Source organism: Luteipulveratus mongoliensis (assembly GCF_001190945.1).
In the GTDB taxonomy this organism is placed as follows: domain Bacteria; phylum Actinomycetota; class Actinomycetes; order Actinomycetales; family Dermatophilaceae; genus Luteipulveratus; species Luteipulveratus mongoliensis.
The window spans coordinates 2,348,682-2,374,111 of record NZ_CP011112.1 but is presented as its reverse complement, the minus strand read 5'-3'; the positions used below and the strand labels follow the sequence as shown (position 1 = coordinate 2,374,111).

Sequence of the window (25,430 nt, the reverse complement as noted above, 5' to 3'; positions counted from 1 at the left end):
AGATCTAGGCTCGACACCATGAGCGCTGCAGCCCTGATCGTGGTCGATGTGCAGAACGACTTCTGCGAGGGCGGCTCCCTGGCCGTTCAAGGAGGGGCCGCCGTGGCGGCCGACATCGCGACCTACGTCCAGCAGTCCGAGGCCGACTACGCCCACGTCGTCGCGACGGCCGACTGGCACCAGGACCCAGGCGAGCACTGGTCGAGCAACCCCGACTACGTCGACACCTGGCCGGTGCACTGCGAGATCGGTACGCCTGGAGCGGACTTCCACCCCGCGGTCCAGCCCGCGATCGGGCGGGTCGAGGCGGTGTTCCGCAAGGGCCGGTTCGCGGCGGCGTACAGCGGGTTCGAAGGAACGACCGACCAGGACGGCCGAGCCATCGGTCTGGCCGACTGGTTGCGCGCACGCGGCGTCGACCGGGTCGATGTCGTCGGGATCGCCACGGACCACTGCGTGCGTGCGACCGCGTTGGACGCCGCGAGCGAGGGCTTTGCCACCCGGGCGCTGCTGCCGATGACTGCCGGCGTCGCGCCCGAAACGACCGATAAGGCGCTCGCCGAGCTGCGCGCTGCCGGCGTCGAGCTGGTGGGCGAGCCCGTCGTCGCCGCCTAGCCAGGCGTAACTCATGGCAGCTCACGTGGTTGTGGTCGGCAGCATCAACGTCGACCTCTCACTGATGTGCGACCGTCTGCCAGCACCCGGTGAGACCGTGCTCGCACGCGGTCTGCAACGCAGTCCGGGCGGCAAGGGCGGCAACCAAGCGGTCGCCGCCGCGCGCAGTGGTGGCGTCCAGACCACGATGGTCGGGGCCGTCGGTGACGATCCGGCAGGCGCCGAGATGCGAGCCAACCTCGCCGCGTCCGCGGTTGATGTGTCCACCGTCGCCACGCGTCGTGGTGAACCCACCGGGCTTGCCCTCATCTCCGTCGATGAACGCGGCGAGAACACCATTGTCGTTGTTCCGGGCGCGAATTCCTCACTCTCCGTGGATGATTCGGTCCGCTCGATCGTCGCAGACGCTGATGTGGTGCTCGCTCAGCTGGAGGTTCCGCAGGAGATCGTTGTCGCAGCGGCACGCGCCCGCCGCGAGGGTGTGCCCTTGATCCTCAACGCGGCCCCGGCGGCACCACTCATCGAGGACCTCACTCTCGAGACCGACCTCCTGGTCGTCAACGAGCATGAAGCTCGCGTCATCGCCGGAGTCGACGACGCGGATGGGGCCCTGGCAGTCCTCGCCCGGCAGTTTCCGGCCGTGCTGGTCACGCTCGGCGACCGCGGCTCGGTGCTGCGGCGGCGGGCGTACGACGACGTCCGGGTCACCGCCCCCAAGGTCACCGCCGTCGACACCACCGCCGCCGGCGACACCTTCTGCGGCGTGCTCGCCGCGGCACTCGCCCAGGCCCAGGACATCGGACAAGCCATGCGAACGGCGACTGCTGCGTCCGCGCTCGCGGTGCAACGCACCGGCGCCCAGGCATCGGTACCGACGTTCGAGGAGACGCAGCAGCAGGTCATCGAGGCCTTCGGCCACGGATGAGCACTCGCCGGGCTATCGGCGCATCACATGTCGTGGGTAAGCCACACCAGACGGCTCAGCCGTTGATGACGATCGGGGTCGAGCCCGAGACGAGTCGCCAGTCGACCGTCGAGAACGTCGCCGGGTCGATCTCCTTCTTGGCCGTCACCCAGTCGATGAGCAGCTGCCGGATCTCGACCTGCCGGTTGTAGACGACCTCGGCGTCCGTCACGCCCGGGAAGCCGCCACCGCCGGACTGCCGATAGTTGTTGATCGCGATGACGAACGGGTCGGTGGCGCCGACCGGCTTGCCGTCGTACGCGAGATTGCGGATGCGGGCACCCGCCGGGACGCTCACGTCGATGTCGTAGGTCAGCGCCGCGTCGAGGCCGCCCATGATGTCGTAGTTGTAGTCAGGCGTGCCGTTGGGCGCCGTCGGCGTCACGGCGTTGGTGAGCTGGTCGGGCGTGAAGGGGCCGGCGCCGGAGACCTGCTTGAAGTACTCGACCGACTTCTCGAGGTAGGCCTTCACCTGGGCACCGGTGAACGTGATGCCGAGGAGCGTGTTGTCGTAGATGTAGAGCCCGGCCACGTCACGAACCGTCACGTTGCCCGCCGGGATGGCGGCGTCCTTGTTGAACGGCGCCGCGATGGACAGCACGGGCGTGGCTGCGTCAGCAGTGCCGGCGATGGCCTGCTTGACCGCATCGGCCTGGACGTAGTTGATGAAGTCGATCGCCGGTGTGTCCTCGTAACGCGACGTCGCGGCCGACATGGCGGCCTTGCTCGTGCCGACGACGCCGTTGACGTAGGTCAGGACCTTCTCGTGGGCTGGGCGGATGAGCGCTGCGACGCGCTTGTCCTCGGGTGCGGTGTTGGCGTTGAGGAGAGTGGCGGCCGAGCTCGTCACCTGCCACTTGCCGCGGACCTTGGTGAGCTTGAGGTCCATGACCGTCACGCGCATGCCCCAGTAGTACGGCTCGCTCAGCAGCACCTGCTTGCCGGTCTGCTTGTTGGCCACGAAGCGCTGCGGGATCTCCTTGTGCGCGTGGCCGACGAGGATCGCGTCGATGCCCGGAACCTGTTCTGCGAGAAGGGTGCTCGCGTTCTCGGGGTAGGGCAGCGCGTCGCCGTAGGACGACGAGGTGTCAGCGCCGGAGTGGCACGAGACGATGACGATGTCGGCGCCGGCGCGCTTCACCTGGGGCACCACAATCTTGGCCTGCTCGACGATGCCGTTGAACTTCACCTTGCCGTCCACGTTGGCCTTGTCCCAGATCGCCACGCCGGGAGTCACAAGGCCGACGATGCCGACGCGGACGGGCTTGTGGCCGCGCACCTTGACGGTCTTGATGACGTACGGCTTGAAGGCCGGCCGGCCGGTCTTCCAGTCCAGGGCGTTCGCGCCGAGCAGCGGGTGGTGCAGCTGGCGCTCGAAGGCGCGCAGCAGGTCCATGCCGTAGTTGAACTCGTGGTTGCCGAGGGCCGCGGCGTCGTAGCCGATCTCGTTCATCGCGGCGGCCATCGGGTGCTTGGAGCCTTGGGTGATCGGGTCGATCTTGGCGTAGTAGTACGCCAGCGGCGTGCCCTGGATCGTGTCGCCGGCGTCGAGCGTGATGCAGGTGTCGGCGCCCCGCTCCTCGCGCATGGCCTTGATCAGCGTCGCGCACTTGGCAGCGCCGATGTCGTTGTGGGTGGCGTCGTCGTACTCGGCGTTCTTGAAGTAGTCCCAGTTGAGGACGTTGCCGTGCAGGTCCGTCGTCCCGAGGACGGTCAGGGTCAGCGACTTGTCGTGGCCGTGGCCGGCCGCCTGCGCGGACTCGCTCGATGTCAGGGCCAGGCCGGCTCCGCCGACCACCGCCATCGACAGCAGGTTGCGGCGGGACACGGAGCTGGTGGGGTACGACATTGCTCTCCTATGGATGTACGTCCGGTGGGACCGGCGCGACGCTACTCGCCTCGCCTGGGTCCCACAGCCGTACGCCCCGAACTGTCAGCCTCCGTTCACCCTCCACGCCGTGGGTTGTCTACGGTTTGCCGCCGACCCAGGTCCAGGCGTACTTGCCGTCATCGACCGCGCGGCCGGCCTCGCCGAGCTCCAGCGGCCGGAACGTGTCAACCATGACCGCGAGCTCGTCGAAGTAGTGCACGCCCACGGACTTCTCGTACGCCCCCGGCTGCGGCCCGTGCGCGTGACCACCCGGGTGCACCGAGATCGAGCCCTTGCCGATGCCCGAGCCCTTGCGCGCCTCGTAGTCGCCGTCGACGTAGAACATGATCTCGTCGCTGTCGACGTTGGAGTGGTAGTACGGCACCGGGATCGACAGCTCGTGGTAGTCGACTTTGCGCGGCACGAAGTTGCAGACGACGAAGTTGTAGCCCTCGAACACCTGGTGCACGGGCGGCGGCTGGTGCACCTTGCCCGTGATCGGCATGTAGTCCTCGACGTTGAACGCGTACGGATAGAGGCAGCCGTCCCAGCCGACGACGTCGAGCGGGTGGTGCGGGTAGGTGTAGACCGTGCCGACGATGCCGCCGCTGGACTGCGGGCCACTCCCCCGGTGCTTGATGTAGACCTCGGTCGCCTCGCCCCGATCAGCGCCGATGTCCTCGGCGAGCAGCGGTCCGGCCGGGCCGCGCAGGTCACGCTCGCAGTAGGGCGCGTGCTCCAGCAGCTGCCCGTAGCGGGAGAGGTAGCGCTTGGGAGGTGCGATGTGCGAGTTGCCCTCGATGGCGTACGCCCGCAGCGGCTCGATATAGCCCTCGTCGCCTTCGACGACCGGCAGCCAGCGGTGCGTCGTGGCGCGCGGGATGATCAGGTAGTCACCTTGACGCAGGTCGAAAGCGCCGAAAACCGTTTGTACGTGGGCGTTTCCGCGCTCGATGTAGACACACTCATCGCCGATGCCGTTGCGATACCACGGGCTCACCTTGTCGGCCACGACGTACGAGATCCGCACGTCTCCGTTGCCGAGTACCAGTCGTCGGCCGGTCACCACGTCGACGTCCTTGTCGTCGTCGCCGAACAGGTCGTGCAGCTTGAGGTGCCGCGGCACGAGCGGGTGGTTCGGGGCGGTGTCGAGAGAGTCGCCGAGCTCCCACACCTGGGCATCGGAGATCGCTGACGGAATGCCACGGTGGTAGAGCAGAGAGGAGTCGGAGGAGAAGCCCTCCTCCCCCATCAGCTCCTCGTAGTAGAGGCCGCCTTCGGGCGTGCGGTGCTGGGTGTGTCGCTTCGGAGGGATGGCTCCCTGCGACCGGTAGTACGCCATGGTCATGCCCCTTGTTCGTGCGGCGGCGAGGCCGAGATCGGGCGTCCGATTAACGGACGTACCTGTATCATCGGCCAACCGAGAATGCAGTAGCGTGACGGCCATGTCAACGCCGCCACGGCCCCCGCGCGCGCTGTTCACCGGCCTCATCGACGACGCCGCTGTCTTCCCTCCGGGCAACGCGCCCCTTCCCGACGCCATCACCCGACGAGAGCACCGGCGCAACGCGTCGTACGCCGACCTCATCGGCCCCCTCCTCCTCCCGCCTCAGCAGGTCACCGAAGCCGTCGCAGGCACGTCCCCCTTGACGGTTGCCGTGATCGGGCGCCCCGATGCCGACCTCGGTCCTGTGCTGACCGCAGCCCGGCTCCTTGCGGATGCGAAGGGGCACTCGCTGGCCGGCATCGAGCTGGCCTACAGACCCGGTTGGCGCGACGCGCTCGAGCTCGGCGTACCGATCGCCGTCGAGATCACGCCCGACCAGGGCGGCCTCGAGTCATTGGCGGACCTGGCCGGCAACGAGCAGGTCCGGGCCAAGCTGCGGACGGGGTCCACCGAGACCATCAACGTGCCGACCGCCAGCCAGGTCGGCGCCTTCCTGCTGGCAACCACGGAGCACGGCATCGCGTTCAAGCTGACCGGCGGCATGCACCAAGCCATCGCTCACACGGCCTCGACGGCTGGTGGCCAGGAGTCGCAGCACGGGTTCCTCAACGTGCTGCTCGCCACTCGTCTCGCGCAGACCGGCGCGACTGCGGCTGACGTGAACAGCGTTCTGGAGCAACGCGATCCGGCCGCCATCGTGGATGAGATCCGCGCTCTGGACGGCGACGCAGTCGCCGCTGTCCGCAACCAGTTCCACTCCTACGGCTGCTGCGACGTCCTGGACCCGGTCCGCGACCTGGCGCACCTGAAACTCATCGAGGAGCAAGAAGTATGAGCGAGCTCGTCCCCCCGGCCGACCATCCGTACGGCATCCACAACCTGCCCTATGGCGTGTTCTCGACCCAGGACGCAGGCCCGCGCGTCGGAGTGCGCATCGGAGACCAGGTGCTCGACCTCGGCGCCTGCGCCGAGGCGGCCGGCATGGAGTCTGCCCGTGTCTGGCAGACCTCAAGTCTGAATGCCTTTCTGGCAGAAGGGCGTTCGGCCTGGGAGTCGGGACGCGCATGGATCGTCGAGGTGCTCACCAATGAGAGTCAGCGCGACTGCGTCGAACCGCACCTCTATCCGCTGGACCAGGTCCGGCTGCACCTGCCTATCGAGGTCGCCGACTACGTCGACTTCTACGCCAGCGAGCAGCACGCCACCAACGTCGGCTCGATCTTCCGGCCGGACGGCGACGCACTCACGCCGAACTGGAAGCACCTCCCGATCGGCTACCACGGTCGTTCCGGGACGGTCGTCGTGAGCGGCACCGACGTCGTACGCCCGGTCGGTCAGCGCAAGGCGCCGCAGGATGCCGCGCCTGTGTTCGGCCCGAGCATCCGGCTCGACATCGAGGCCGAGCTCGGCTTCGTCGTGGGTGGCTCGTCGCCGGTCGGCAGCCGGGTCAGCGTCGACCAGGCCGATGAGCACCTGTTCGGGGTGGCGCTGTTCAACGACTGGTCAGCGCGTGACATCCAGGCCTGGGAGTACGTCCCGCTCGGCCCGTTCCTCGGCAAGTCGTTCGCCTCCAGCCTCGGCGCGTGGGTCGTTCCGACGGAGGCGCTACGCGCAGCTCGTGTCGATCTGCCCGCCCAGAACCCTGAGCCGATGGACTACCTGCGAGGTGAGGGCCTTTACGGCTTGGACATCGAGATGGAGGTGTCGATCAACGGCACCGTCGTCTCGCGGCCGCCCTACCGCGACATGTACTGGTCACCGACTCAGATGCTCGCGCACATGACGGTCAACGGCGCGAGCCTGCGCCCCGGCGATCTGTTCGCCTCCGGCACGGTGTCCGGTGACGAGAAGGCCGAACGCGGCAGCCTGTTGGAGCTCACCTGGTCCGGCAAAGAACCGATCACGTTGCAGGACGGACAGACTCGTGCCTTCCTTGAGGACGGCGACACCGTCACCATCACGGGGTCGGCACCCGGGCCGAACGGCTCGCGCATCGGCCTGGGCGAGGTGACGGGCACGATCGCGCCCGCTCGTTAGGCGTCGCTCCGTGCGGCGCGAGCCTCATCGGCCCGGGCGCACGGGCCGACGAAGACCGCGTGCACCATCTGCTCCACCGACCCGCGAGTCCGCTTGCGGGCGGCCGACGTGTCGTCGTCGTAGAGGTGCCACGTCAGGCCTTGTACGGCCGCAAGCATGGTCCACGCAGTCTGCTCTGCGTCGGTCTCGGTGGCGACCTCCCCGCACTCCTTGCCGTTGGTCACCGCCTCGCTGATCCGACGACGCAGCTCCCGATCGTTGTCCCGCTCGGCACGCCGCATGCCCTCGTGGTGCAGGGCCATGCCCGCGAACGCGAGGACCAGGTAGACCTCCGAACGTCGGCGTGCGTCCAGCGGGAGCATCTCGGACAACGCGGCAACCAGAATCTGCTCGATTCGCTGATAGCGCTTCTCGGCCCGCACCCGCACGACGTCGATGCGCTCGATGACCTCTCGGCGCACCTCCGTGAATGCGTCGACGAGCATCGCCTCCTTGCTCGGGAAGTAGTGCTGCACGAGCCCGACGGACATGCCGGCAGCAGCAGCGACCCGCGCCACGGTGACCGCAGGAAGCCCTGACTCGAGCGCAACAACACGGATCGCGTCACGGATCTGTTGCCGCCGAGCACCGTGGTCAGCCGTCCTTGCCATAGACGCACCATAGACACTGTGGACCATAACCGTATATACATATTGTTATGACTTCTCGGCCGACACCAGCCACGCCGTACGTCGCCCGACGGCCAGTCCTGGCCATCGGACTGGCTGTCACAGCTCTGCTGTCATTGCTCGTGGGCAGCACCGCTCAAGCGACGAGCCTTTGGCCGGCACCCACCTCAGAACCGGTCGCGAGCACGTCCGCGTCGGACTACAGAGAAGTCACCAAAACGCTTGATCAGCAACATGTTCCGGGCTGGGCAGTCGCAGTGGTGACCCAGGATGGCGTGGTTCATCGAGACGTCTCCGGCAGCAAGGACAACGGCGATCCGATCACCCGCGAGACGCCCTTCCTCATCGGTTCGGTGTCCAAGACCATGACCGCGACGATCGTGATGCAGCTGGTCGATCAGCGCCAGGTCGACCTGGACAAGCCCGTCGCGACCTATCTGCCGGACTTCGAGCTCTCGGGAGGGCGCGGCGCTGAGATCACGGTCCGACAGCTGTTGACCCATACGAGCGGCATCAGCGCGGCCGATGGCATCTCGCGAGGCGACGTGATCGATGACCGACCCGATGCCCTTCAACGGCAGATGCGCTCCTTGAGGGATGCCGATCCCGCCGCCACGCCCGGCACCCACTACGAGTACTCCAGCGCCAACTACCTCGTCCTGGGAGCGATGGTCGAACGCATTGCCGGGAAGCCGTTCGCGGACATCCTGACCACGCGGCTGCTCAACCCGCTCGGCATGCGCGCCACCATCACCACCGCCCGGCAGGCGCGCGCCGCACATCTTCAGGCCGGCCACCGCTACATCTTCGGTCGCGCGGTCGCGCTGGACCGCGCGTACGTTGCTTCGGGCGTCGCGTACGGCTACGTCGGCAGCACGCTTGATGACATGGTGACCTACGCGCGCGCCCAGCTCGGGCCGGCGAGCAGGAGCGGCACCACCCAGGAGTCGTTCGACGCGATGCACAGGGCGGCGGTGTCGACCGGCAAGCCTGATCGGTTCTACGGGCTCGGCTGGAGTGTCGGCGCTGTCGACGGCGTGCCCGCCACCGTCGCCGAGCACACAGGAGCCACGCCTGGCTCATTCGCACACGTGCTCCTCCTGCCCTCGCGAGGTGTCGCCGTCGTAGTCCTGGCCAATGCCTCGTCCGAGGCGAAGGCAGCTGTGCTGGGCAGTGTGGGCAAGAACCTCTTGCGGACCGCAGCCGGTGCGAAACCTCAGTCAGAGCAGGGAGATCCGGTGCTCAGCGCCGCGCCGTGGGTCAGTCTTGGACTGGCTGTCGCTGGGCTCGCGATGCTCATCGGGCAGTCATGGCGACTCGTCCGCCGACGCCGCTCAGGTGTGGTCCGACGACTGCTCGTGGCACTACTGGGTGTGGGGCTGGTGGGCGTCATGCTGATGGTGCCGGGCTACTTCGGCACGGGCTGGTCGACGCTACGGCTGTGGGCGCCCGACGTTGCCTGGTCTTTGCTCCTCGCCATCCCGCTGTGGGTGTGCGCGACGGTGGTGTCAGTCGCCCGACTGCGCTGGCGATCGCGTCCTGTTGAGACCCGCAAGCCCCTGGTCCGCACCTCAGACGGACAGCACAACGCCATCACGGTCGGCTCGAGCACCGTTGGCCTGCAAGGAGATCCGTCGCTCAACCTGGCGGGTAAGCCCGGCGACCATGGCACAGCCGACGACCATCACGACGATGTAGACCGTCGACAGGCCGTGTCCGATCAGCAGCCCGGAGACGACCGGCCCGACCAGACCTGAGAGCTGGAACGACGCGGTCAACGCGGCGTTGTAGCGACCCATCGCACCGGCCGGTGCCAGATCGTTGACCATCGCCGGCACGGTGGGTTGGTACAACGTCTCGCCCAGACCGAAGACGCCGAAGCAGACACACAGGAGCACGGCTGCCACGACGGTGCCGGCTGCCATCCCCGAGGCGCCGAGGGACAGCCAGGCGACCGCCCAGATCACGCTCATCGCGATCAGCACCCTGGTGCGGCGCTTGCCCTCGATGCGCTGCAGCACCACGAGCTGGAGCACGACGATCAAGGCGGTGTTGACGGCGTACGCCACCCCGAGCGCCTGGGTGGACACCCCGCCCTCGGCGCGCGCGAAGGCCGGCATACCGACGTTGAGCTGGGCATAGCCCACGAAGCCGGCAACGAACGCGAGCACCAGGACCGGACGCAGCGCTCGATCGCGCAACAGACTGGCGTACGACGGCGCGACGCTTTCGTGCTCGTCATCGGCCGGGGCCTCGGGCACCCCGTTGACCCGACGCAGCGGACCGAGCATCACGGCCAGCGGGGCCAGGAATGTCAGCCCATTGATCAGGTAGATCGCCACGAAGGTGGCCGGCCGCTCGACGTCGACCAGCAGGCCGCCCGCAACGCCGCCGATCCCGATGCCGACGTTGACCATCGCGAAGCTGACACCGAAGTACCGCTGTCGCACGCTCGTCGGCATGATCGTGGCGATCAGGGTGTTGAAGCCCGGCCACATCGCGGCGCTCGCGACCCCCAGCATCGTCAGGGCGATCGCGGCCATCCCCGGCCCGTGGACCTGCGACATCAGCACCTCGGCGACCACTTGGACCGCGAGTGCGGCCACCACGAGTCGTCGGGCCCCGACCCGGTCCATCAGGGCTCCGGCGGGGGCTACCAGCAGCAGTCCGACAACGGCCGGGATGCCGAGCAGCACACCGACCGTGGACAGCTGGATGTCGCGCACCTCGTGCAGGTAGACCACGCTGAACGGCAGGACCAACCCGGTGCCGATGAAGTCCAGGATGATCGTCGAGAGCAGCCACTTACCCTCACGGGGCAGGTCGTGCCAGAAGTCGGTCAGCGGTGGTGGCTTGGGGGTGTCGGACACGACGCATACTCTGCCGCCGACCACTGACAGGTCGCGACAGGTTTGTCGTGGGTCAGTCGCCGACCGCTTCGATACCGCGCTTGACGACCAACGGATCCGGGGCGACGACCACGGAGGTGTCTTTGCCGTCGTACTCGAACTGATCGAGGAAGTGACGCATGGCGTTCAGCCGAGCGCGCTTCTTGTCGTTGCTCTTGATGGTGGTCCACGGCGCGACGTCGGTGTCCGTGCGCAGGAACATCTGCTCCTTGGCATCGGTGTAGGAGCCCCACTTGTCGAGGGACTCCAGGTCCATCGGCGAGAGCTTCCACTGCCGGACCGGGTCCACCTGCCTGATGATGAAGCGGGTGCGCTGCTCTGACTGCGTCACCGAGAACCAGTACTTCGTCAGCGTGATGCCGCTCTCCACCAGCATCTGCTCGAACAACGGCACCTGCCGCATGAAGCGTTCGTACTCGTCCTGCTCGGCGAAGCCCATGACCCGCTCGACGCCCGCGCGGTTGTACCAGGACCGGTCGAACAGCACCATCTCCCCGGCCGTCGGCAGGTGCTGGACGTAGCGCTGGAAGTACCACTGCCCCAGCTCGCGGTCGCTGGGCTTGGTCAGCGCGACCGTGCGGGCGTAGCGCGGGTTGAGGTGCTCCATGAACCGCTTGATCGTGCCGCCCTTGCCCGCGGCGTCGCGGCCCTCGAAGAGCAGCACGTGCTTGCTGCCCGTACGCACCGCCCAGCTCTGGAACTTCAGCAGCTCCACCTGCAGCAGGTACTTCTGCTCGTCGTACGCCTCTCGCGTCACCCGCTCGTCGTACGGGTAGTTCTCGCGCCAGGTGTCGACGGCTCGGCCGTCGGGCCCGATCAGCACCGGGTCGTCGTCGTGGTCCTCACCGATCGTGTGGCCCTCGGTGTTGAGGCGGTCGATGTACTCACGGACGTTCTCCAGCATGACGGGGACGATAGGTGGCCGCCATGAACGTGGGGTTAAGGGCGAACGCCACTCGCATCCCGGGCGTACTCCCCCGGCGTCACGCCGAGAAACCGGCGGAAGTCACGGACGAAGTGGGACTGGTCGTACCACCCCAGTCGGGTGGCGATCTCAGCGAGATCCGCAGACGGATCGCCATCGAGCGAGGCTGCTGCGTCCTGCAGCCGGCAGCGCAGCAGGACCCACTTCGGCGTCACTCCGATGTAGCGGCGGAAGAGCCGTTGGACCGAACGCACCGACAGACCGGCGGCGTCGCCGATCTGCTCGACCCGCACGATCGAGGCGTCGAGGTGGATCGCATCGACGAGAGCCGCGGCCTCGAGGTAGTCGGGTGCAGGCTCGGGCAGCTGTGGCTCCAGCCAGTCCTGGACGATCTCGCGGCGGCCCTCGTCGGTGGGCTCGGCCAGCACCCGCGAGAGCGTGTCCGCCGATCCGGTGAGCACGTCATCCACGGCCAGGCTCTGGTCAGCCGACAGCGGTCGCCCCGCGATCGCGGCCATGGCACCGGGTCGGAAGCGGACTCCGAGGACCCGCGCCTCACCTTCCAACCGGACGACGAACCGGTCGGTCCATACGGTCGTGAGCACCGCGGCCGGGAGCTCGATCCCCTGCCGCACCAACGGCCCGCCGTCCTCACGTCGGCCGTCCTCGAACGTGAGGTGACAGACCGGGTTGGTGATGACCTCGCTGACCTCCAGCGGCTCGCCGTAGCGGCGCCAGCGCACCGACCAGAACCGGTCGGCGTACGCCGCGAGCGCAGGTGAGGTGACCTCGAGCATGCCGCGCTCCATGACCTGGTCATTGCGCTGCGGGTGGACGATCTCCCCGAGCCCATCACGGCGACCGCGCGGCCCTACCTGCCGCCGCTCGCCGGTTGTCGCGTTCGTCCAAGACCTCACCCTCCGAGGGTAGGCACGATGGCTGACATGACGACAAGCACCAGCACCCAGACCACGTCGTACCGGCCGACCGGCTACACGACGCTGACCCCGTTCCTGTGTGTGAACGGAGCCGCAAAGGCCATCGACTTCTACACCGAGGTCTTCGGTGCGACGCTCATCTCGAAGATGGACGGACCCGGCGGGATCCTCGTGCACGCCGAGCTCCAGCTCGAAGAGGGTCGCCTGCAGGTGGCCGACCCGATGGAGGCGTACGACCTCGCGGCGCACGCAGAGGGCGCGCCGGCGACGTACTCGCTGGCGATTTATGTCGCCGACTGCGATGCGACGGTCAAGGCTGCCGAGGCCGCAGGCGCGACGGTCCGCGAGGCGCCCTCGACCTTCGTCACCGGCGACCGCTTCGGCTCCGTGCTGGACCCGTTCGGCGTGCGCTGGTCGATCATGACCCGCGTCGAAGAGGTCTCCGACGAGGAGGCCGAGCGCCGGGTCAAGGAGTGGATGGCTTCGCAGGGCCAGTAAGCCCGGCCCACAGGTCGCCTGGGTTGTCGGCGACGACGAGCGCATCGCGCGCCGACGCCCGGACGAAGCCGGCCTCGACCATCCCGTCCAGAGCCGTGAGCAGCGGCGACCAGTAGCCGTCGACGTCGTAGAACGCGACCGGCTTGTCGTGCAGCCCGATCTGCTGCCAGGTCCACACCTCGAAGACCTCCTCGAGCGTCCCGATGCCGCCAGGGAGCGCGACGAAAGCATCGGCGTACGACGCCATGAGTGCCTTGCGCTCGTGCATCGACTCGACCTCGTGCAGCTCGGTGAGGCCAAGATGGGGCACCTCTGAGGAGAACACCGAACGCGGTACGACGCCGATCACCTCGGCGCCCTCGTCCAGTGCCGCGTCGGCGACCACTCCCATGAGGCCGACCGATGCGCCGCCGTAGACGATGCCGACACCCTGGCGGGCGAACCACCTGCTGAGCTCCTCAGCCGTCGTACGCCACCGGTCCCCCTCGCCGAACGACGAGCCGGTGAACAGAGCGACCCGCCTCATTTCAGCGGCTGCTGACGGTGGACCTTGCCGATCACCACGACCGTGCTCGGCGCCTTGTCGTGCAGGGCCTGCTTGCGGCCGTCACCGAGGGGCCACAGGCCGTCGACGACCGTGAAGATCGAACCGAGCCCGCTCAGCACCGGGACCGGGTAGACCACGGTGGCGATTCCCTTGACCAGGAACCGGACGGCCGCCTCGCTCAACGAAGGCGGGCGAGCGTGCTCCCAGGACCGCACCGAGATACCAGTGACGACCTTGCCGACCGTACGTCCCCGCCAGGTCACGAGGGCGATCTCGTAGACCGCGTAGAGGAGGACCGAGATCAGCGCCCACTGCCACGGAATGTCGCTCAAGGAGTCGGGCATCGGTGGGGCGCTGGAGCCGTTCCTGCTGGCGTCCATCACGTCGGAGACGTAGGCGCGGTAGGTCTCGAACCACGACTGGGACCAGGGCCAGGAGACCGCGAAGCTGACACCGAGCACGATGACCGAGTCGATGAAGTAGGCCACCAGCCGACGCCACCAGCCGCTGATGAGCTGGCCGTCGGGAGTCCGCGGACGAATCTTGGTCGGGACGCCGTATCCCGGTGGGTACTGCTGCTGCCCGCGCTCCGGCGTCTGTCCGGCGGTCGGAGGCGCCTGCCAGGGGTTGTTCGAGGGAGGCGCCTGCCACGGGTTGTCCGACGGAGGCTGCCAGGTGCTCGGCGGAGGATCCTGCGGCGACACGGGCTCGGCCGGAGGAGCGGCCGGCGTTGCGCCGCCGTGGTCCCGGTCCCGGCGCACCTTGGCGCTGGCCTCCTGGTCGGACTTCTGCTGCAGCGACGGCGAGCCGATCGTGGAGCCCTCCAAGCCGGGCATGACCTTGGGCGTGCGCCGCTCAGTCCACAGGATCCCGTCGAAATAGCGAAGCTGACTGGGATCGTCGGGGTCGTCGTACCACCCGGATGCACGCTGCGCCATGCGCGCATCCTCTCATCGCGGGATGCGCGCTCCCGTCAGGCCTTCGGCAGGAGGTACGAACGCTCCCAGGTCTGGCGATGCCGCTGCGGAATCAGGTCCTGCTCCTGCAGGAACGGCACCACCCGCTCACCCATCCAGGCGAGCGTCGCCTGGTAGTGCGGGTTGCCGAGCGCCTCGCGGCGCGCAGCGTCCGGATCGAGCCCGACGGCGGCGTACGCCTCCGCGTTGACCAGGGAGCGCGAGACCGCGAAGACCGACTGGGCGAGCATTGCCTGGTGGTAGGCGAGCCGTACGCCGGACAGCCGCGGACGCTGGCGCTCGATCTCCTCCTTGGCGAAGGTCATGTGCCGCGCCTCCTCCAGCACGTGGATCCGGCACACCATCCGCGACATCGGCTGGCAGCGCTCGTCCTTGATGAGCTCGCGCTGCCACCGGTCCAGGATGTCCTCGGCGACCAGGATCCCGGCGTACGCGCTCACGCCTGATCCGATCGCCTTCATGACGCGGCCCATCACGTGCACCCGGCGCTGCGGACCGTACGCCGGGACGCCAAGACGCTCGATGGCCTTGCCGAACATCGTCGAGTGACGGCACTCGTCGGCAATCTCGGTCAGCATGTAGTGGGTGCGGTCCGCCCGCGGATCGGCGTCGTAGATGTCGCGCAGCATCAGCTCCATCAGCACGATCTCGAACCACAGACCGACCGACATGATGCTGGCAACCTCGTGCTTGGACAGCTCGATCAGCTGCTCCTCGCTGAGGCGGTCCCAGGTGCGGGTGCCGTAGAGCGACATGCGCTCGGGCTGCATGAACCACTTGCCTTCGACGAACGGCGCCTCCCAGTCAAGGTCGACGTCGGGATCGTAGGAGTGCCGCGCGCTCGAGGTCAGCAGTCGCGCCGACACCGGATCGGTCAGTCCGGACGCTCTGGTGCTGATGGTCATCGGGGGCTCCTCAGCGATCGATGTCGATATATGTAACTCACGGTAACGTCTACTGCGCTACTGTGGTCTACGTGAATTCGCGCGTCAAGAGTGATCGCCGTACGACCCGCTGGGACGAGCACCGCGAGCAGAGGCGGGCCGAGCTCGTCGAGGCCGCCGTGCGCGCCATCGACCGGCTCGGCCCGGACGCGAGCGTGGCCGAGATGGCCGCGGAGGCGAAGGCCAGCAAGCCGGTGCTCTACCGCTACTTCGCGGACAAGAACGAGATCCATGCGGCCGTTGCTGCCTGGTCCAGCGCCCGCGTCGCCGAGCAGCTGCTGCCGGCACTCACGGCGCCCGGTCCGATCCGTGACCGCATCGCCGCCGGTGTCGACGGTTATCTGCGCGTCATCGAGGAGCACCCGCAGGTGTTCCTGCTGCTCGTGCACCACCGCGGCGACGGCGACCTGCTCGCCGCAGAGAAGGGCACCATCGCGGCCGCCCTGGCCGTCATGCTCGGCGACTCGCTGCGCTCGCTGGGTGTCGATGCCGCCGGTGCCGAGCCGTGGGCACACGGACTCGTCGGGCTCGGGCTGTCCACCGGCGAGTGGTGGCTGGAGCGCCGCACGATGTCCCGCTCCGCCGTCGGTCGCTACCTCACCGAGCTGATCTGGCACGCATTCGCCGGCATCGCCGACGGCTACGGCGTCTCGCTGGACGACCTCGATCGCAAGTCCTCGTTGCGCGCCGCCACCCCCATCGAGAAGGGCCGCCGATGAGTACGCCCACTGTCACCGAGGCGCAGCACGAGCCAGGCGAGGCGTACGACGGAGTCGCCCAGGTGCTTGGTCTCGCCGACGCGCCGGTGCCGGTCGTCGTACGGCTGCGCGGGGCGTTCCAGCCGATCGACGGTCGGTTCCACTGGTACGGCCGGATCGTCGCGAATGACGTTCTGGCAGCACAGGTTTCGTCGGGCGCCGCTGTGACCCTCGAGACGGCGCACGGCGTCGCAGAAGGCAAGCTGAGCGACATCGACCTGTGGGGCCGCTATCGCATCAGCGGCGTCGGCCGCCCACCCTTCTGACAGGCCGCCCCGCCGAGTTGGAGGCGGCGAGATCCTGACTGTCGGTGGTCGAATATACGTTCGATGCATGGCCGTTCAGACACCTGCCGCACCCGTTGCGGCCCACTTCGTCGGTGGGACGATGCATGTCGTCGCCAGCGCGTTGTCGCGTGTGGACGGCGCGCCGTTGTGGGCGCTGAGCGGTCCGGACGTCGAGGACCTGATCGAGTCGGTCGCAGCGGCCCGGGCGGCACTCGACCGCATCGAGGTGGCAGCGGTGCGCGAGGGCCTGGGCCGCGGTCTGCACACCGAGCACGGCTATGGCGCCGTCGACTGGGTCCGCTGGTGTCAGCGAGCCGGTGGGGCGGCGGTGGCCGAGCCTGCGCACCTCTCCCGGATCAGTCGTGTCGCAGGGTCGGCGGATCGGCCTGCGGCGCAAGCCATCTGGGCACAGTTCAGGGGTGGCCACCTGTCGCTCGGCAAGACAGATCAGCTCGCTCGGTTCGAGCAGGACGTCACACCCGTCGCAGCGGCGGAGGAGGTCGAGGCTGTCGTCGCGGAGCTGGTCGACTCAGCGATCGACGGTCCCGCCGGCACTGGTCTGACGCCACGTGACCTCGCGAAGGCCGTGCGCTACGCGGGAGCGCTCCTCAAGCCGGAGCGCGACGTGGAGGCCGAGCACGAGGCCCTCATCCGCGGACGATCGCTGACAAAGCGGCCCGGTCCGGCCGGCCTTGCTGAGTACCGCCTGCTCGCTGACCCTGACGCGGCCGCCATCGTTGATGCGGCCGTGGCAGGTCTGTCCGCTCCGGTGTCCGGTCCGGACGGCGAGCCGGATCCACGCACGCCCTCGCGCCGTCGGGCGGACGCTCTTGTCGACGTCATCCGGCGTGGCGTCAGCTCGCCCGGCGACGGTCCGCGCTCGACCAAGGCACAGGTCGTCGCCACCATGACCCTCGATCAACTCATCGACGGTCTGCGCGGCGCCGGTGTCACGGCCACCGGCGAGGTGCTGTCGCCGGCTGAAGTCCGCCGCCACGCCTGTGACGCGGGGATCATCCCGATGGTCCTCGGCTCACGTGGCGAGGTTCTGGACGTCGGCGCCGAGGTGCGCCTCTTCACCTCTGCACAACGGCGCGCGCTCTGGCACCGAGACGACGGATGCACCTATCCGGGCTGCACGATCCCGCCGCAGTGGTGCGATGCACATCATGTGGTCTGGTGGTCCCGCGGCGGAGCGACCGATCTCGGCAACGCCGCGCTCCTGTGCGGACGGCACCACACGCTGGTCCACCGGCGCAACCTGACGGCAACGGTCACCCTGACGGGCGTCGTCTGGGATCTCGCGAGCGCCGGACATACCTGACCGCTCCGCTCAGCAGCCCGCGCGTGCGCGGGCTCATAGGCATGCCACGACGCCGCGGCTGGCCCGGCCGCGCCCGGTGAACGACCGCCGATCAGGCCCGGGCGAAGGTCAGGGTCTCGCCGCGGGCGCCACCCATCCAGACGTCCTGGCACGCCGCGACCATCTCGTCGTAGCCCTCGATGATCTCGCCGAACACGTTGCCCGGCACCCAGCCCTGGTCACCGTTGATCAACAGGTTGTTGCGTCCGTAGAAGATCGCCAGGTCCACGATGCGTGACGCGGCACGGTTCTCCTTCTCGGCCTCGTAGCCGTACGCCGGGTTGCCCAGGGCGTCACCGCTGAAGCTGAACCAGCACACGTCCCGCGGGATCGGCGTAATGGTGGTGTTCTCCGGGCCGGGCTCGGGCGCCTTGAGATCGGTGAGCAGGCCATAGACCTCGTTGCGGGCGTACTTGCCGTGGAAGGCCGGTGCCGTCAGCGGGAGCGCGTCCCACACGGCGTTACACGTGCGCGGCGCTGCCTCGTCGAGCAGGCGAGCCGTGCACGAGACCTTGCGCAGGTCGAGAGTGATGGTGATGAGACGAGCCAAAACACTTCTCCTCAATCGTGATTCAGCATGGGTGGGCGGCGGGTGTGCCAGTCGGTAGCCCGCTCGTACGCCTGCCCAGCCCGCAGCACGAGGGCATCCGCGTGACGCGGTCCGACGATCTGCAGACCGATCGGCAACCCGTCGTCGGTGAAGCCGCACGGCAGGGTCAGAGCCGGTTGCTGAGTCATGTTGAACGGGTAGGTGTAGGGCGTCCACGACGTCCACAGCTGCGATGGCCATCCGTCCGGGGCGGGCTGACCGGCCGTGAACGCCGGGATCGGCATCGTCGGTGTCACCAGCACGTCGTACGTCTGGTGCAGCTCTCCCATCCGTTCACCGAGCGCCATCCGCACCGCAGTGGCGTCGAGGAAGTCGGCCGCAGTCGCCTCGAGCCCGAACTCCCGAACCGCTTGTGCCAGACCAGGATCCACCTGATCGAGCGCATCAGGACCGTACGCCTTCAGTACCTTGGCCGCGCCGCTGAACCACAGCACGTGGAACGCGGCGGCCGGGTCCTCCAGGTCGAGCGAGACCTCCTCGACGACTGCGCCGGCATCAGTGAGCGAGTCGACCGCCGTACGCACGGCGCGCTCGACCTCCGGGTCGTTGTGCCCGTAGCCGAGGTCCGGCGAGAACGCGATGCGCAGCCCGCCCACTCCTCCATCCAGACCGGCGACGTACGACGTCGCGGGCGCTGGCAGCGTCGACCAGTCACGTGAATCAGGCTGCGCGAGCACGTCGAGCAGCAGCGCGCAGTCGCGCACGGTTCGCGTCATCGGCCCGATGTGAGAGAGCGTGCCGTACGCACTCGCCGGCCACACGGGTACCTGCCCGTAAGTCGGCTTCAACGCGACGATGCCGCTGAATGACCCTGGTATCCGGACGGATCCGCCACCATCGGTGCCGACGGACCAGGAGCCCATTCCGAGCGCGGTCGCGGCCGCGGCTCCGCCGCTGGAGCCGCCGGCTGCCTTGCTCGGATCCCACGGGTTGCGGGTCACGCCGTGCCGGATCGAGTCGGTGACGCCCTTCCAGCCGAACTCCGGCGTGGTGTTCTTGCCGAAGATCACCGCGCCGGACTCGCGCAGTCTCGCAGTTGCCGGAGAGTCCTCGTCCCAGGCGACATCCTCCTGGACCAGTTTGCTGCCTCGCAGCGTCGGCCAGCCGCGCGTCAGGATGATGTCCTTGATCGTCACCGGGACGCCGTCGGCAGGGCTGAGTGGCGTGCCTGCGGACCACCGCGCCGCCGATGCCTCTGCAGCCTTGCGACCAGCACCCTCATCGATCAGGACCGTCGCGTTGACCTGCTCGTCATGGTCGCGCACGGCCTGCAGCGACGCCTCGAGTGCATCGACGGGATCGAAGGTGCCAGAACGGAATCCGTCGACCAGCTCACTCGCCGGGATCAGATTGAGCTCAGTCATTCCATCTGTCGCGCTCGGTCGGACTCCGCTGCGGCCGGGCGCTCGTTCCTCGCTCCCAACCTTCGCTGCATCCTCCTCGCCGCTCACAAGGACCTCCCCGGAACATACCCGCGCTGCTTGTCGACCACGTTTGGCATGGGGGTCCCTTCGAGCCAGTGTTCGGCGATATCGACGAACTGTCGCGCCAGACTGTCTTTCCAGCCAAGCACGTCCCCCGCCATGTGCGCCGAGACGACGACGCCCGGGAGCGTCCATAGGGGCGAGTCGACGGGCAGAGGTTCCTGCTCGAAGACGTCTAGGGCCGCGCCGCTGATCTCCTGCCGCTGAACGGCATCGGCAAGATCGGCCTCGACCACGCTGGCGCCGCGACCGATGTTGATGAAGTAGGAGCCCGGACCCATGGCGGCGAAGACCTTTGCCTCGAAGAGGCCAGTCGTCTCAGGGGTCAGGGGCGTCGCGTTGACGACGTAGTCGAACTCGCCCACGTGATCCACAAGACGTGAGCTGTCGACGACCCGCCCGAAGTCGGGGTCGTCCGCGGCCGGCGTACGGCCAGCACCTGCGACGTTCATCCCGACCGCGCGCAGGAGTCGCGCGATGGCCCGCCCGATGCCGCCGGTGCCGACCACCAGCGCCGTCGCGCCGGCGACCGGGAGCGTCTCGCGGCGATGCCAGGTGCGCGCCAGCTGCAGGTCATGGCTCTCGTGGACCAGCTTGGCGCGGGCCAGCACGGAGGCGAGCACGAACTCAGCGATCGGTAGGTCGAAGACCCCGTGAGCATTGGTGACGACGACGTCGGAGCGCCGCAGGTCGTCGAACATCAGCTTGTCGACCCCGGCCGCCGCGACGTGGATCCACTCCAACGAGTCAGACCTGTCCCAGACGCTCTTGATCGCCTCCGAGAAGTAGTCCCAGAGCAGCAGGCCGCGGGCGCCGTCGAGTGCGTCGCCGAGCCCCGCGGCATCGGTGTAGCGCAGCTCGACGCGTCCGTCGAGCGGGGTCAGATGGGCGGGTCGATCGTCGCTCGTCGAGCCGAGGACGACGATCACCGGGAGCGCTTGGGTCACGCGGTCAACGTAGGAATCGTCACAACCGATTGTCAACAATCCTACTCGGGATGCACCATGTGCAGATGGAGCCACATCCCGGCCTCGACCCCGAGGTCCTCGAGGACGCCACGGCGACGCCCATCGGTGTCCCTGTCGACGCACCGATCGGCGATATCGGCATCGGCGTGATCGCGCCGTACGACTTTGCCCTCGACCGTGAGCTCTGGCGCTGGGTCCCCGACAACGCCACCCTCCTGGTCACCCGTACGCCCTACTCCCCCCTCCCCGTCTCGGTCGACATGGCCGCCGAGGTCGGCGACTCCGACGTGGTCGCCGAGTGCACCACTGAGCTCATCGCGACCCAACCGGAGGTCATTGCCTACGCCTGTACGTCCGGCAGCTTCATTCACGGCGCAGCAGGCGAACGTGCTTTGGTAGCAGCGATGTTCGCCGGCGGCGCACCCGCAGCGCTGTCCACGTCCGGCGCGCTCGTGATGGCGCTCAAGCACCTGGGCATCACCCGCCTCGCCGTCGCGACGCCCTACGACGACGACATCACCGCCGCCCTGGAGCACTACCTCGAAGAGGTCGGCATCGAGGTCAGCGGCTCGGCCAAGCTCGGTCTCGCGGGCCGCATCTGGCGGGTCCCGTACGCCCTCACACTCGACCTGGCCCGCGAAGCCGTGGCCGCCGGCGACTGCGAGGCGGTCTTCATCTCGTGCACCAACCTGCCGACGTACGACCTGATCGCACCGCTGGAGCGCGAGCTCGGCATCCCCGTCCTCACCGCCAACCAGGTCACGATCTGGGCGGCACTCCACATGGCAGGACTCGAGGCGATCGGCCCCGGCCAGACTCTGCTCGCCCGCGTGATCACCGGAGAGGCCGCATGACGACGTACCCGCTGGACCCCGCCGACCCCACTCCGGACGGCGTCAAGCCCTACACCGTCGCGGTCGACGGCCAGCTGCGCTCGCGCCCGTTTCCCGACGACGAGTACCGAGCGCGCCTCGCCGCAGTGCAGGCCCGGATGGCCGAGCGCGCACTGACGTCGCTTCTGGTCGTTGACCCGGCCAACATCTACTACCTGACCGGCTACAACGCCTGGTCGTTCTACATGCCGCAGTGCCTCGTCGTCCCGGCTGGCGGCGAGCCACACCTGTTCGCCCGCGCGATGGACGCGCAGGGAGCCCACTACACGGCGTACCTCTCGAAAGACCAGATCCACGGCTACCCCGAGGACCTCGTCCACCGCACCGACGCCCACCCGTTCGACTGGATCACCAAGCAGGCGCTGGAGATCGGCGTGCTCAGCGATGAGCCTGGGTCGTACGTCGGCGCCGAGACCGACTCCCACTTCTTTACCGCTCGCGCGTTCTTCGCGATGCATGCGCTGCTGCGGCAGGCGTCGGTCGTCGACAGCTACGAGCTGGTCAACTGGGTACGGGTCATCAAGTCGGACCTGGAGCAGGACAAGCTGCGACTCGCCGGCCAGATTGCGCAGCGGGTCATGGAGATCGCGATCGAGGCGATCGAGACCGGCCGGCGGCAGTGCGACGTGGTCGCCGAGATCCAGCACGCGCAGGCCCTCGGCGCGCACAAGCTGGGCGGCGACTACCCGGCGATCGTCCCGATGCTGCCCACGGGTGAGACGGCCGGTACGCCGCACCTCACCTGGTCCGACCTGCCGCTGATCAAGGGCGAGGCGACCACGATCGAGATCGCAGGCGTCCATCACCGCTACCACGCGCCGCTGGCCCGAACCGTTGTCCTCGGCAAGCCACCGCAGCGGCTGCAGTCGTGCTCCGACGCGGTGAGTGAGGGCATGGAAGCCGCGCTCGACGCGATGAAGCCCGGTGCGCTCGGTCGCGACGTGCACCGCGCCTTTGCCGAGACGGTCGGCCAGTACGGCCTGCACAAGGAGTCCCGCATCGGCTACTCCATCGGCATCGGCTACCCACCCGACTGGGGCGAGCGCACGATCAGCCTTCGCTCGGAGGAGGAGACCGAGATCCGGTCCGGGATGGCCTTCCACGTGATCCTCGGGATGTGGATGGACGGCTGGGGCTACGAGACGTCGGAGTCCGTGCTTGTCACCGATGCTGGCGCCGAACAGCTCACGCACGTTCCCCGCGGTCTGACGATCCGCGAGTGACCAAAGACCAAACACATCAAGGCAATCCGCACGCGAGCACGGAGGTGAGCACGATGCAGACCACCACCCTTCCCCTGGCCAGCCGGGCCTCAGACCTGGTCGGTTCGGTGATCGACTCGAGCACGTCATTGCTGGCGTCGCAGACCCACGACATCGTGCGCTTCGCGATGGGCAGCCCTGCGCCTGAAGCGATTCCGACTCACGTCTTGGCCGAGATCGGCGTACGCGAGATCGGCGCTGAGGCACCCGATGCCTTCGACTACGCCGCCACCGAAGGCGACGCCGCCCTCCGGGAGGCACTACTCGCCCAGCTGTCCGGTACGACGGATGCCACCTCTCCCGAACGCCTCACCATCACGTCGGGAGGCATGCAAGGGCTGGACCTCGCCTTCAAGCTGTTCGTCGATCCGGGAGATCTCGTGGTGGTCGAATCTCCCACCTACACCAACGGATCGGCGACCGCGCTGTCGTACCAGGCGGACCTTCTAGAGGTGCCGGTCGATGCCGAGGGCATGCAGGTGGACCGGCTGGAGGAGATGATCGGCAGCGGCCGGCCACCCAAGGTGATCTACACGATCCCGACCTTCCAGAACCCGTCCGGCGCCTCCATGACGCTCGAGCGCCGGCACCGCCTCCTCGAGCTGGCCAACCGCTGGGGCAGCCTGGTCATCGACGACGACCCGTACGGCATGCTGCGCTTCGCCGGGGATGCCGTGCCGTCGCTGCACGAGCTGGCCGCTGGCGACCCGCTCGTGCTGTCCGTCCGGACCTTCTCCAAGATCATGGCGCCGGGTCTGCGTGTCGGATGGGTGGACGCGGCGCCCGAGCTCCAGCAGCTCCTCATCAACGCCAAGCAGGCGATGGACACCTGCACCAATCTGCCGATGCAGCGCCTGATCGCCGGCTTCCTGCGCGGCGGACACCTCAACGAGCACCTGACGACCCAGCGTGCGGTCTACCGGGCTCGCAAGGAGGCCATGCAGGCGGCACTGACCGAGCACTTCGGCGGCGAGGCCCGCTGGACCGACCCGGAGGGTGGCTTCTTCCTCTGGGTCACGTTCGGTCCGGAGGTCGACACCGAGCGGCTCTTCGAAGTGGCGCTCGCCGAGGGTGTCGCCTTCATTCCCGGCAACGCCTTCTCGCCGAGCAAGCAGTTCCCACACGCGCTGCGGGTGTGCTTCGCGGCGACCACTCCCAAGCGCATTCACGAGGGCGTCGAACGGCTGCGTCGTGCCGTCGACAAGGTCACTTCCTGATGGGCACCACGCGCACGGATTCGCTTGCCGCACAGCCACTCTCGGCTCTCGAAACTGCTGTACTCGCGCTCATCGACGACGGCGAGGTTGTCCGGCTCACCCAACGCCTCGTCCAGGCTGTCGGCCAGAACCCGCCCGGCGAAGAGGCCGAGACCGTCGCCGCGCTCGTCGCCATCTGCCGCGAGCTCGGCCTCGACGTCAGCACCAGCCCGGCCGCGCCCGACCGCGACAACGTCCACGCCCTCACCACCGGTCACGACAACGGCCCGGGGCTGCTGCTGCTCGGGCACACCGACGTGGTGCCACTCGGCGACGACTGGACCGTGGATCCGTTCGGCGGCCTGCTTCGCGATGGTCGGGTCTACGGCCGCGGCACGACCGACATGAAGGGCGGTCTGGCGGCCGCGGTGGTTGCGATGGCCGCGGTGCAGCGCGCAACCCAGGCGGCCGGCGTACGACTGACCGGCCCCATCGAGCTGGCCGCGACGGTCGACGAGGAGTCGACGGGCATCGGCGTACGTCATGTCGTTGCCCAGCCTCAGCCGCGCGACTACCTCGGGTGCATCACCGCCGAGCCGACCGACCTGCAGACGATCGTCGCCGCGCGTGGCGATGCCTACGTGAGGATCACGGTCCACGGCGTCGCCGCGCATGCCGGTCGGCCGGACGACGGGCGCAACGCCATCTACGGCGCGGCCCGCGTCGTGGAGTCGCTGCGTCAGTGGCACGAGGGGGCCGCCTCCGACGCGCATCCGCTCGTCGGCCCGGTGACGTGGAACGTCGGTCGCATCGAAGGCGGACACGGCGCATCCATCGTGCCGGCAAGCGCCACGATCCACTGCGATCGTCGCCTGCTGCCCGATGAGGTGCCCGCCGACGTGCTGACGTCCATCCAGACCCGCGTGGACGGACTGCATCTCGAACGCGACGGCCTGAGTGTCGACGTCGAGATGCCGATGGACATGCCGGGTTTCGAGACGCCGCAGGATGATTCGTTCGTCCTAGCGGTCGACGGCGCCCTCGCTGCGGCCGGCGGGCCGGGTCACCCGCTCGGTGGCTGGACTGCTGCCTGCGACGGGGGCTTCATCGCCCGCGACTGGCACGTCCCGGTCATCGTGCTCGGCCCTGGATCGATCAACGATCAGGCGCACCGACCCGACGAGTCGGTCGGTGTCGACGAGCTCGTGACCGCTGCCCGTACCTATGCCCTCGCCGCCCTTCGCCTGCTCACCTGACTGAGATCGGAGAA

Annotated in this window: 24 protein-coding genes and 1 pseudogene; 13 read left to right on the top strand and 12 right to left on the bottom strand. The window is 68.3% G+C overall.

The window, feature by feature from the left end; all coding sequences use genetic code 11:
- The first annotated feature begins 18 nt into the window (after positions 1-18).
- Entirely contained in the window at positions 19-615 is a 597-nt protein-coding gene (locus VV02_RS11325) for an isochorismatase family protein (protein WP_052591650.1), read from the top strand.
- A 13-nt stretch (positions 616-628) separates the two neighbouring features.
- Positions 629-1,540, top strand: a complete 912-nt coding sequence (locus tag VV02_RS11320) for a ribokinase (RefSeq protein ID WP_052591649.1) — start codon at positions 629-631, stop codon at positions 1,538-1,540.
- A 55-nt stretch (positions 1,541-1,595) separates the two neighbouring features.
- Here the strand turns inward: VV02_RS11320 and VV02_RS11315 are convergent, their stop codons facing one another.
- Both VV02_RS11315 and VV02_RS11310 read right to left on the bottom strand, forming a co-directional pair.
- Positions 1,596-3,428: a bifunctional metallophosphatase/5'-nucleotidase gene (locus VV02_RS11315; protein WP_052591648.1), complete on the bottom strand. Its 1,833-nt coding sequence runs from the start codon at positions 3,426-3,428 to the stop codon at positions 1,596-1,598.
- A gap of 118 nt (positions 3,429-3,546) precedes the next feature.
- Positions 3,547-4,791, bottom strand: a complete 1,245-nt coding sequence (locus tag VV02_RS11310; RefSeq protein WP_052596880.1) for a homogentisate 1,2-dioxygenase — start codon at positions 4,789-4,791, stop codon at positions 3,547-3,549.
- Positions 4,792-4,894: 103 nt separating this feature from the next.
- On the opposite strand from VV02_RS11310, the gene VV02_RS11305 reads away from it, so the two are divergent.
- Positions 4,895-5,731, top strand: coding sequence for a hypothetical protein (locus VV02_RS11305; protein WP_052591647.1), 837 nt, complete (start codon positions 4,895-4,897; stop codon positions 5,729-5,731).
- Positions 5,728-6,933, top strand: coding sequence for a fumarylacetoacetase (gene fahA / locus VV02_RS11300; RefSeq protein ID WP_052591646.1), 1,206 nt, complete (start codon positions 5,728-5,730; stop codon positions 6,931-6,933). Before VV02_RS11305 ends, fahA begins: the two co-directional genes overlap by 4 nt.
- Here fahA and VV02_RS11295 read toward each other — a convergent pair.
- Complete coding sequence (locus VV02_RS11295; RefSeq protein ID WP_052591645.1) at positions 6,930-7,583, bottom strand: TetR/AcrR family transcriptional regulator; 654 nt, start codon at positions 7,581-7,583, stop codon at positions 6,930-6,932. The genes fahA and VV02_RS11295 overlap by 4 nt on opposite strands.
- Positions 7,584-7,630: 47 nt before the next feature.
- On the opposite strand from VV02_RS11295, the pseudogene VV02_RS27135 reads away from it, so the two are divergent.
- Positions 7,631-8,746: pseudogene (locus VV02_RS27135) on the top strand (serine hydrolase domain-containing protein); the annotation flags it as partial.
- 426 nt (positions 8,747-9,172) lie between these two features.
- Here the strand turns inward: VV02_RS27135 and VV02_RS27130 are convergent.
- The 3 genes from VV02_RS27130 to VV02_RS11280 are packed head-to-tail and all read right to left on the bottom strand — an operon-like array spanning position 9,173 to position 12,352.
- Positions 9,173-10,471, bottom strand: a complete 1,299-nt coding sequence (locus VV02_RS27130) for an MFS transporter (protein WP_245633056.1) — start codon at positions 10,469-10,471, stop codon at positions 9,173-9,175.
- A gap of 52 nt (positions 10,472-10,523) precedes the next feature.
- A complete protein-coding gene (gene ppk2, locus VV02_RS11285; protein ID WP_052591643.1) occupies positions 10,524-11,414 on the bottom strand; it encodes a polyphosphate kinase 2 in 891 nt (296 codons plus the stop codon).
- 35 nt (positions 11,415-11,449) lie between these two features.
- Entirely contained in the window at positions 11,450-12,352 is a 903-nt protein-coding gene (locus tag VV02_RS11280) for an AraC family transcriptional regulator (RefSeq protein WP_157063372.1), read from the bottom strand.
- 27 nt (positions 12,353-12,379) lie between these two features.
- Between VV02_RS11280 and VV02_RS11275 the strand changes: the two genes are divergently transcribed.
- On the top strand, positions 12,380-12,871 hold the full coding sequence (locus VV02_RS11275; RefSeq protein WP_052591641.1) for a VOC family protein: 492 nt from the start codon (positions 12,380-12,382) through the stop codon (positions 12,869-12,871).
- On the opposite strand, the gene VV02_RS11270 is transcribed toward VV02_RS11275, so the two are convergent.
- The 3 genes from VV02_RS11270 to VV02_RS11260 are packed head-to-tail and all read right to left on the bottom strand — an operon-like array spanning position 12,840 to position 15,300.
- Complete coding sequence (locus VV02_RS11270) at positions 12,840-13,397, bottom strand: LOG family protein (RefSeq protein WP_052591640.1); 558 nt, start codon at positions 13,395-13,397, stop codon at positions 12,840-12,842. The genes VV02_RS11275 and VV02_RS11270 overlap by 32 nt on opposite strands.
- Positions 13,394-14,356: an RDD family protein gene (locus tag VV02_RS11265; protein WP_052591639.1), complete on the bottom strand. Its 963-nt coding sequence runs from the start codon at positions 14,354-14,356 to the stop codon at positions 13,394-13,396. Before VV02_RS11265 ends, VV02_RS11270 begins: the two co-directional genes overlap by 4 nt.
- A gap of 35 nt (positions 14,357-14,391) precedes the next feature.
- Positions 14,392-15,300, bottom strand: a complete 909-nt coding sequence (locus VV02_RS11260) for an AurF N-oxygenase family protein (RefSeq protein WP_052591638.1) — start codon at positions 15,298-15,300, stop codon at positions 14,392-14,394.
- A 71-nt stretch (positions 15,301-15,371) separates the two neighbouring features.
- Here VV02_RS11260 and VV02_RS11255 point away from each other — a divergent pair, with 71 nt between their 5' ends.
- The 3 genes from VV02_RS11255 to VV02_RS11245 all read left to right on the top strand — a co-directional run bounded on the left by VV02_RS11255 (position 15,372) and on the right by VV02_RS11245 (position 17,708).
- Positions 15,372-16,058 carry a TetR family transcriptional regulator gene (locus VV02_RS11255; protein ID WP_169787674.1) on the top strand — a complete coding sequence of 229 codons (687 nt, stop codon included), beginning with the start codon at positions 15,372-15,374 and terminating at the stop codon, positions 16,056-16,058.
- Entirely contained in the window at positions 16,055-16,363 is a 309-nt protein-coding gene (locus VV02_RS11250) for a DUF4873 domain-containing protein (protein WP_052591636.1), read from the top strand. Before VV02_RS11255 ends, VV02_RS11250 begins: the two co-directional genes overlap by 4 nt.
- Positions 16,364-16,430: 67 nt before the next feature.
- Positions 16,431-17,708: an HNH endonuclease signature motif containing protein gene (locus VV02_RS11245; RefSeq protein WP_052591635.1), complete on the top strand. Its 1,278-nt coding sequence runs from the start codon at positions 16,431-16,433 to the stop codon at positions 17,706-17,708.
- 91 nt (positions 17,709-17,799) lie between these two features.
- Here VV02_RS11245 and VV02_RS11240 read toward each other — a convergent pair whose 3' ends face one another.
- The 3 genes from VV02_RS11240 to VV02_RS11230 all read right to left on the bottom strand — a co-directional run bounded on the left by VV02_RS11240 (position 17,800) and on the right by VV02_RS11230 (position 20,788).
- The gene (locus VV02_RS11240; protein WP_052591634.1) at positions 17,800-18,297 is read right to left on the bottom strand and encodes a DUF3830 family protein; all 498 of its coding nucleotides are present in this window, start codon (positions 18,295-18,297) and stop codon (positions 17,800-17,802) included.
- 11 nt (positions 18,298-18,308) lie between these two features.
- Complete coding sequence (locus VV02_RS11235) at positions 18,309-19,721, bottom strand: amidase (RefSeq protein ID WP_157063371.1); 1,413 nt, start codon at positions 19,719-19,721, stop codon at positions 18,309-18,311.
- A gap of 83 nt (positions 19,722-19,804) precedes the next feature.
- Complete coding sequence (locus VV02_RS11230) at positions 19,805-20,788, bottom strand: D-2-hydroxyacid dehydrogenase (protein ID WP_083450081.1); 984 nt, start codon at positions 20,786-20,788, stop codon at positions 19,805-19,807.
- A 65-nt stretch (positions 20,789-20,853) separates the two neighbouring features.
- Here VV02_RS11230 and VV02_RS11225 point away from each other — a divergent pair, with 65 nt between their 5' ends.
- Genes VV02_RS11225 through VV02_RS11210 form a run of 4 tightly spaced genes read left to right on the top strand, consistent with a single transcriptional unit; the run spans position 20,854 to position 25,416 of the window.
- Positions 20,854-21,663, top strand: a complete 810-nt coding sequence (locus VV02_RS11225; RefSeq protein WP_179945356.1) for a maleate cis-trans isomerase family protein — start codon at positions 20,854-20,856, stop codon at positions 21,661-21,663.
- Positions 21,660-22,925 carry a M24 family metallopeptidase gene (locus tag VV02_RS11220; protein WP_083450080.1) on the top strand — a complete coding sequence of 422 codons (1,266 nt, stop codon included), beginning with the start codon at positions 21,660-21,662 and terminating at the stop codon, positions 22,923-22,925. The genes VV02_RS11225 and VV02_RS11220 overlap by 4 nt, the downstream gene beginning before the upstream one ends.
- A gap of 53 nt (positions 22,926-22,978) precedes the next feature.
- Positions 22,979-24,181, top strand: coding sequence for an aminotransferase-like domain-containing protein (locus tag VV02_RS11215; protein WP_052591633.1), 1,203 nt, complete (start codon positions 22,979-22,981; stop codon positions 24,179-24,181).
- Positions 24,181-25,416 carry a M20 family metallopeptidase gene (locus VV02_RS11210; RefSeq protein WP_052591632.1) on the top strand — a complete coding sequence of 412 codons (1,236 nt, stop codon included), beginning with the start codon at positions 24,181-24,183 and terminating at the stop codon, positions 25,414-25,416. Before VV02_RS11215 ends, VV02_RS11210 begins: the two co-directional genes overlap by 1 nt.
- Positions 25,417-25,430 lie beyond the last annotated feature (14 nt).

What these genes read in the sequence shown, in the direction of transcription:
- VV02_RS11275 (WP_052591641.1), top strand. Translation starts at nt 12,380, where the DNA reads ATGACGACAAGCACCAGCACCCAGACCACGTCGTACCGGCCGACCGGC.
- VV02_RS11265 (WP_052591639.1), bottom strand. Translation starts at nt 14,356, where the DNA reads ATGGCGCAGCGTGCATCCGGGTGGTACGACGACCCCGACGATCCCAGT.
- VV02_RS11305 (WP_052591647.1), top strand. Translation starts at nt 4,895, where the DNA reads ATGTCAACGCCGCCACGGCCCCCGCGCGCGCTGTTCACCGGCCTCATC.
- VV02_RS11310 (WP_052596880.1), bottom strand. Translation starts at nt 4,791, where the DNA reads ATGGCGTACTACCGGTCGCAGGGAGCCATCCCTCCGAAGCGACACACC.
- VV02_RS11225 (WP_179945356.1), top strand. Translation starts at nt 20,854, where the DNA reads ATGGAGCCACATCCCGGCCTCGACCCCGAGGTCCTCGAGGACGCCACG.
- VV02_RS11235 (WP_157063371.1), bottom strand. Translation starts at nt 19,721, where the DNA reads ATGACTGAGCTCAATCTGATCCCGGCGAGTGAGCTGGTCGACGGATTC.
- VV02_RS11260 (WP_052591638.1), bottom strand. Translation starts at nt 15,300, where the DNA reads ATGACCATCAGCACCAGAGCGTCCGGACTGACCGATCCGGTGTCGGCG.
- VV02_RS11220 (WP_083450080.1), top strand. Translation starts at nt 21,660, where the DNA reads ATGACGACGTACCCGCTGGACCCCGCCGACCCCACTCCGGACGGCGTC.
- VV02_RS11215 (WP_052591633.1), top strand. Translation starts at nt 22,979, where the DNA reads ATGCAGACCACCACCCTTCCCCTGGCCAGCCGGGCCTCAGACCTGGTC.
- VV02_RS11320 (WP_052591649.1), top strand. Translation starts at nt 629, where the DNA reads ATGGCAGCTCACGTGGTTGTGGTCGGCAGCATCAACGTCGACCTCTCA.
- VV02_RS11325 (WP_052591650.1), top strand. Translation starts at nt 19, where the DNA reads ATGAGCGCTGCAGCCCTGATCGTGGTCGATGTGCAGAACGACTTCTGC.
- VV02_RS11315 (WP_052591648.1), bottom strand. Translation starts at nt 3,428, where the DNA reads ATGTCGTACCCCACCAGCTCCGTGTCCCGCCGCAACCTGCTGTCGATG.
- fahA (WP_052591646.1), top strand. Translation starts at nt 5,728, where the DNA reads ATGAGCGAGCTCGTCCCCCCGGCCGACCATCCGTACGGCATCCACAAC.
- VV02_RS11270 (WP_052591640.1), bottom strand. Translation starts at nt 13,397, where the DNA reads ATGAGGCGGGTCGCTCTGTTCACCGGCTCGTCGTTCGGCGAGGGGGAC.
- VV02_RS11295 (WP_052591645.1), bottom strand. Translation starts at nt 7,583, where the DNA reads ATGGCAAGGACGGCTGACCACGGTGCTCGGCGGCAACAGATCCGTGAC.
- VV02_RS11210 (WP_052591632.1), top strand. Translation starts at nt 24,181, where the DNA reads ATGGGCACCACGCGCACGGATTCGCTTGCCGCACAGCCACTCTCGGCT.
- ppk2 (WP_052591643.1), bottom strand. Translation starts at nt 11,414, where the DNA reads ATGCTGGAGAACGTCCGTGAGTACATCGACCGCCTCAACACCGAGGGC.
- VV02_RS11250 (WP_052591636.1), top strand. Translation starts at nt 16,055, where the DNA reads ATGAGTACGCCCACTGTCACCGAGGCGCAGCACGAGCCAGGCGAGGCG.
- VV02_RS11245 (WP_052591635.1), top strand. Translation starts at nt 16,431, where the DNA reads ATGGCCGTTCAGACACCTGCCGCACCCGTTGCGGCCCACTTCGTCGGT.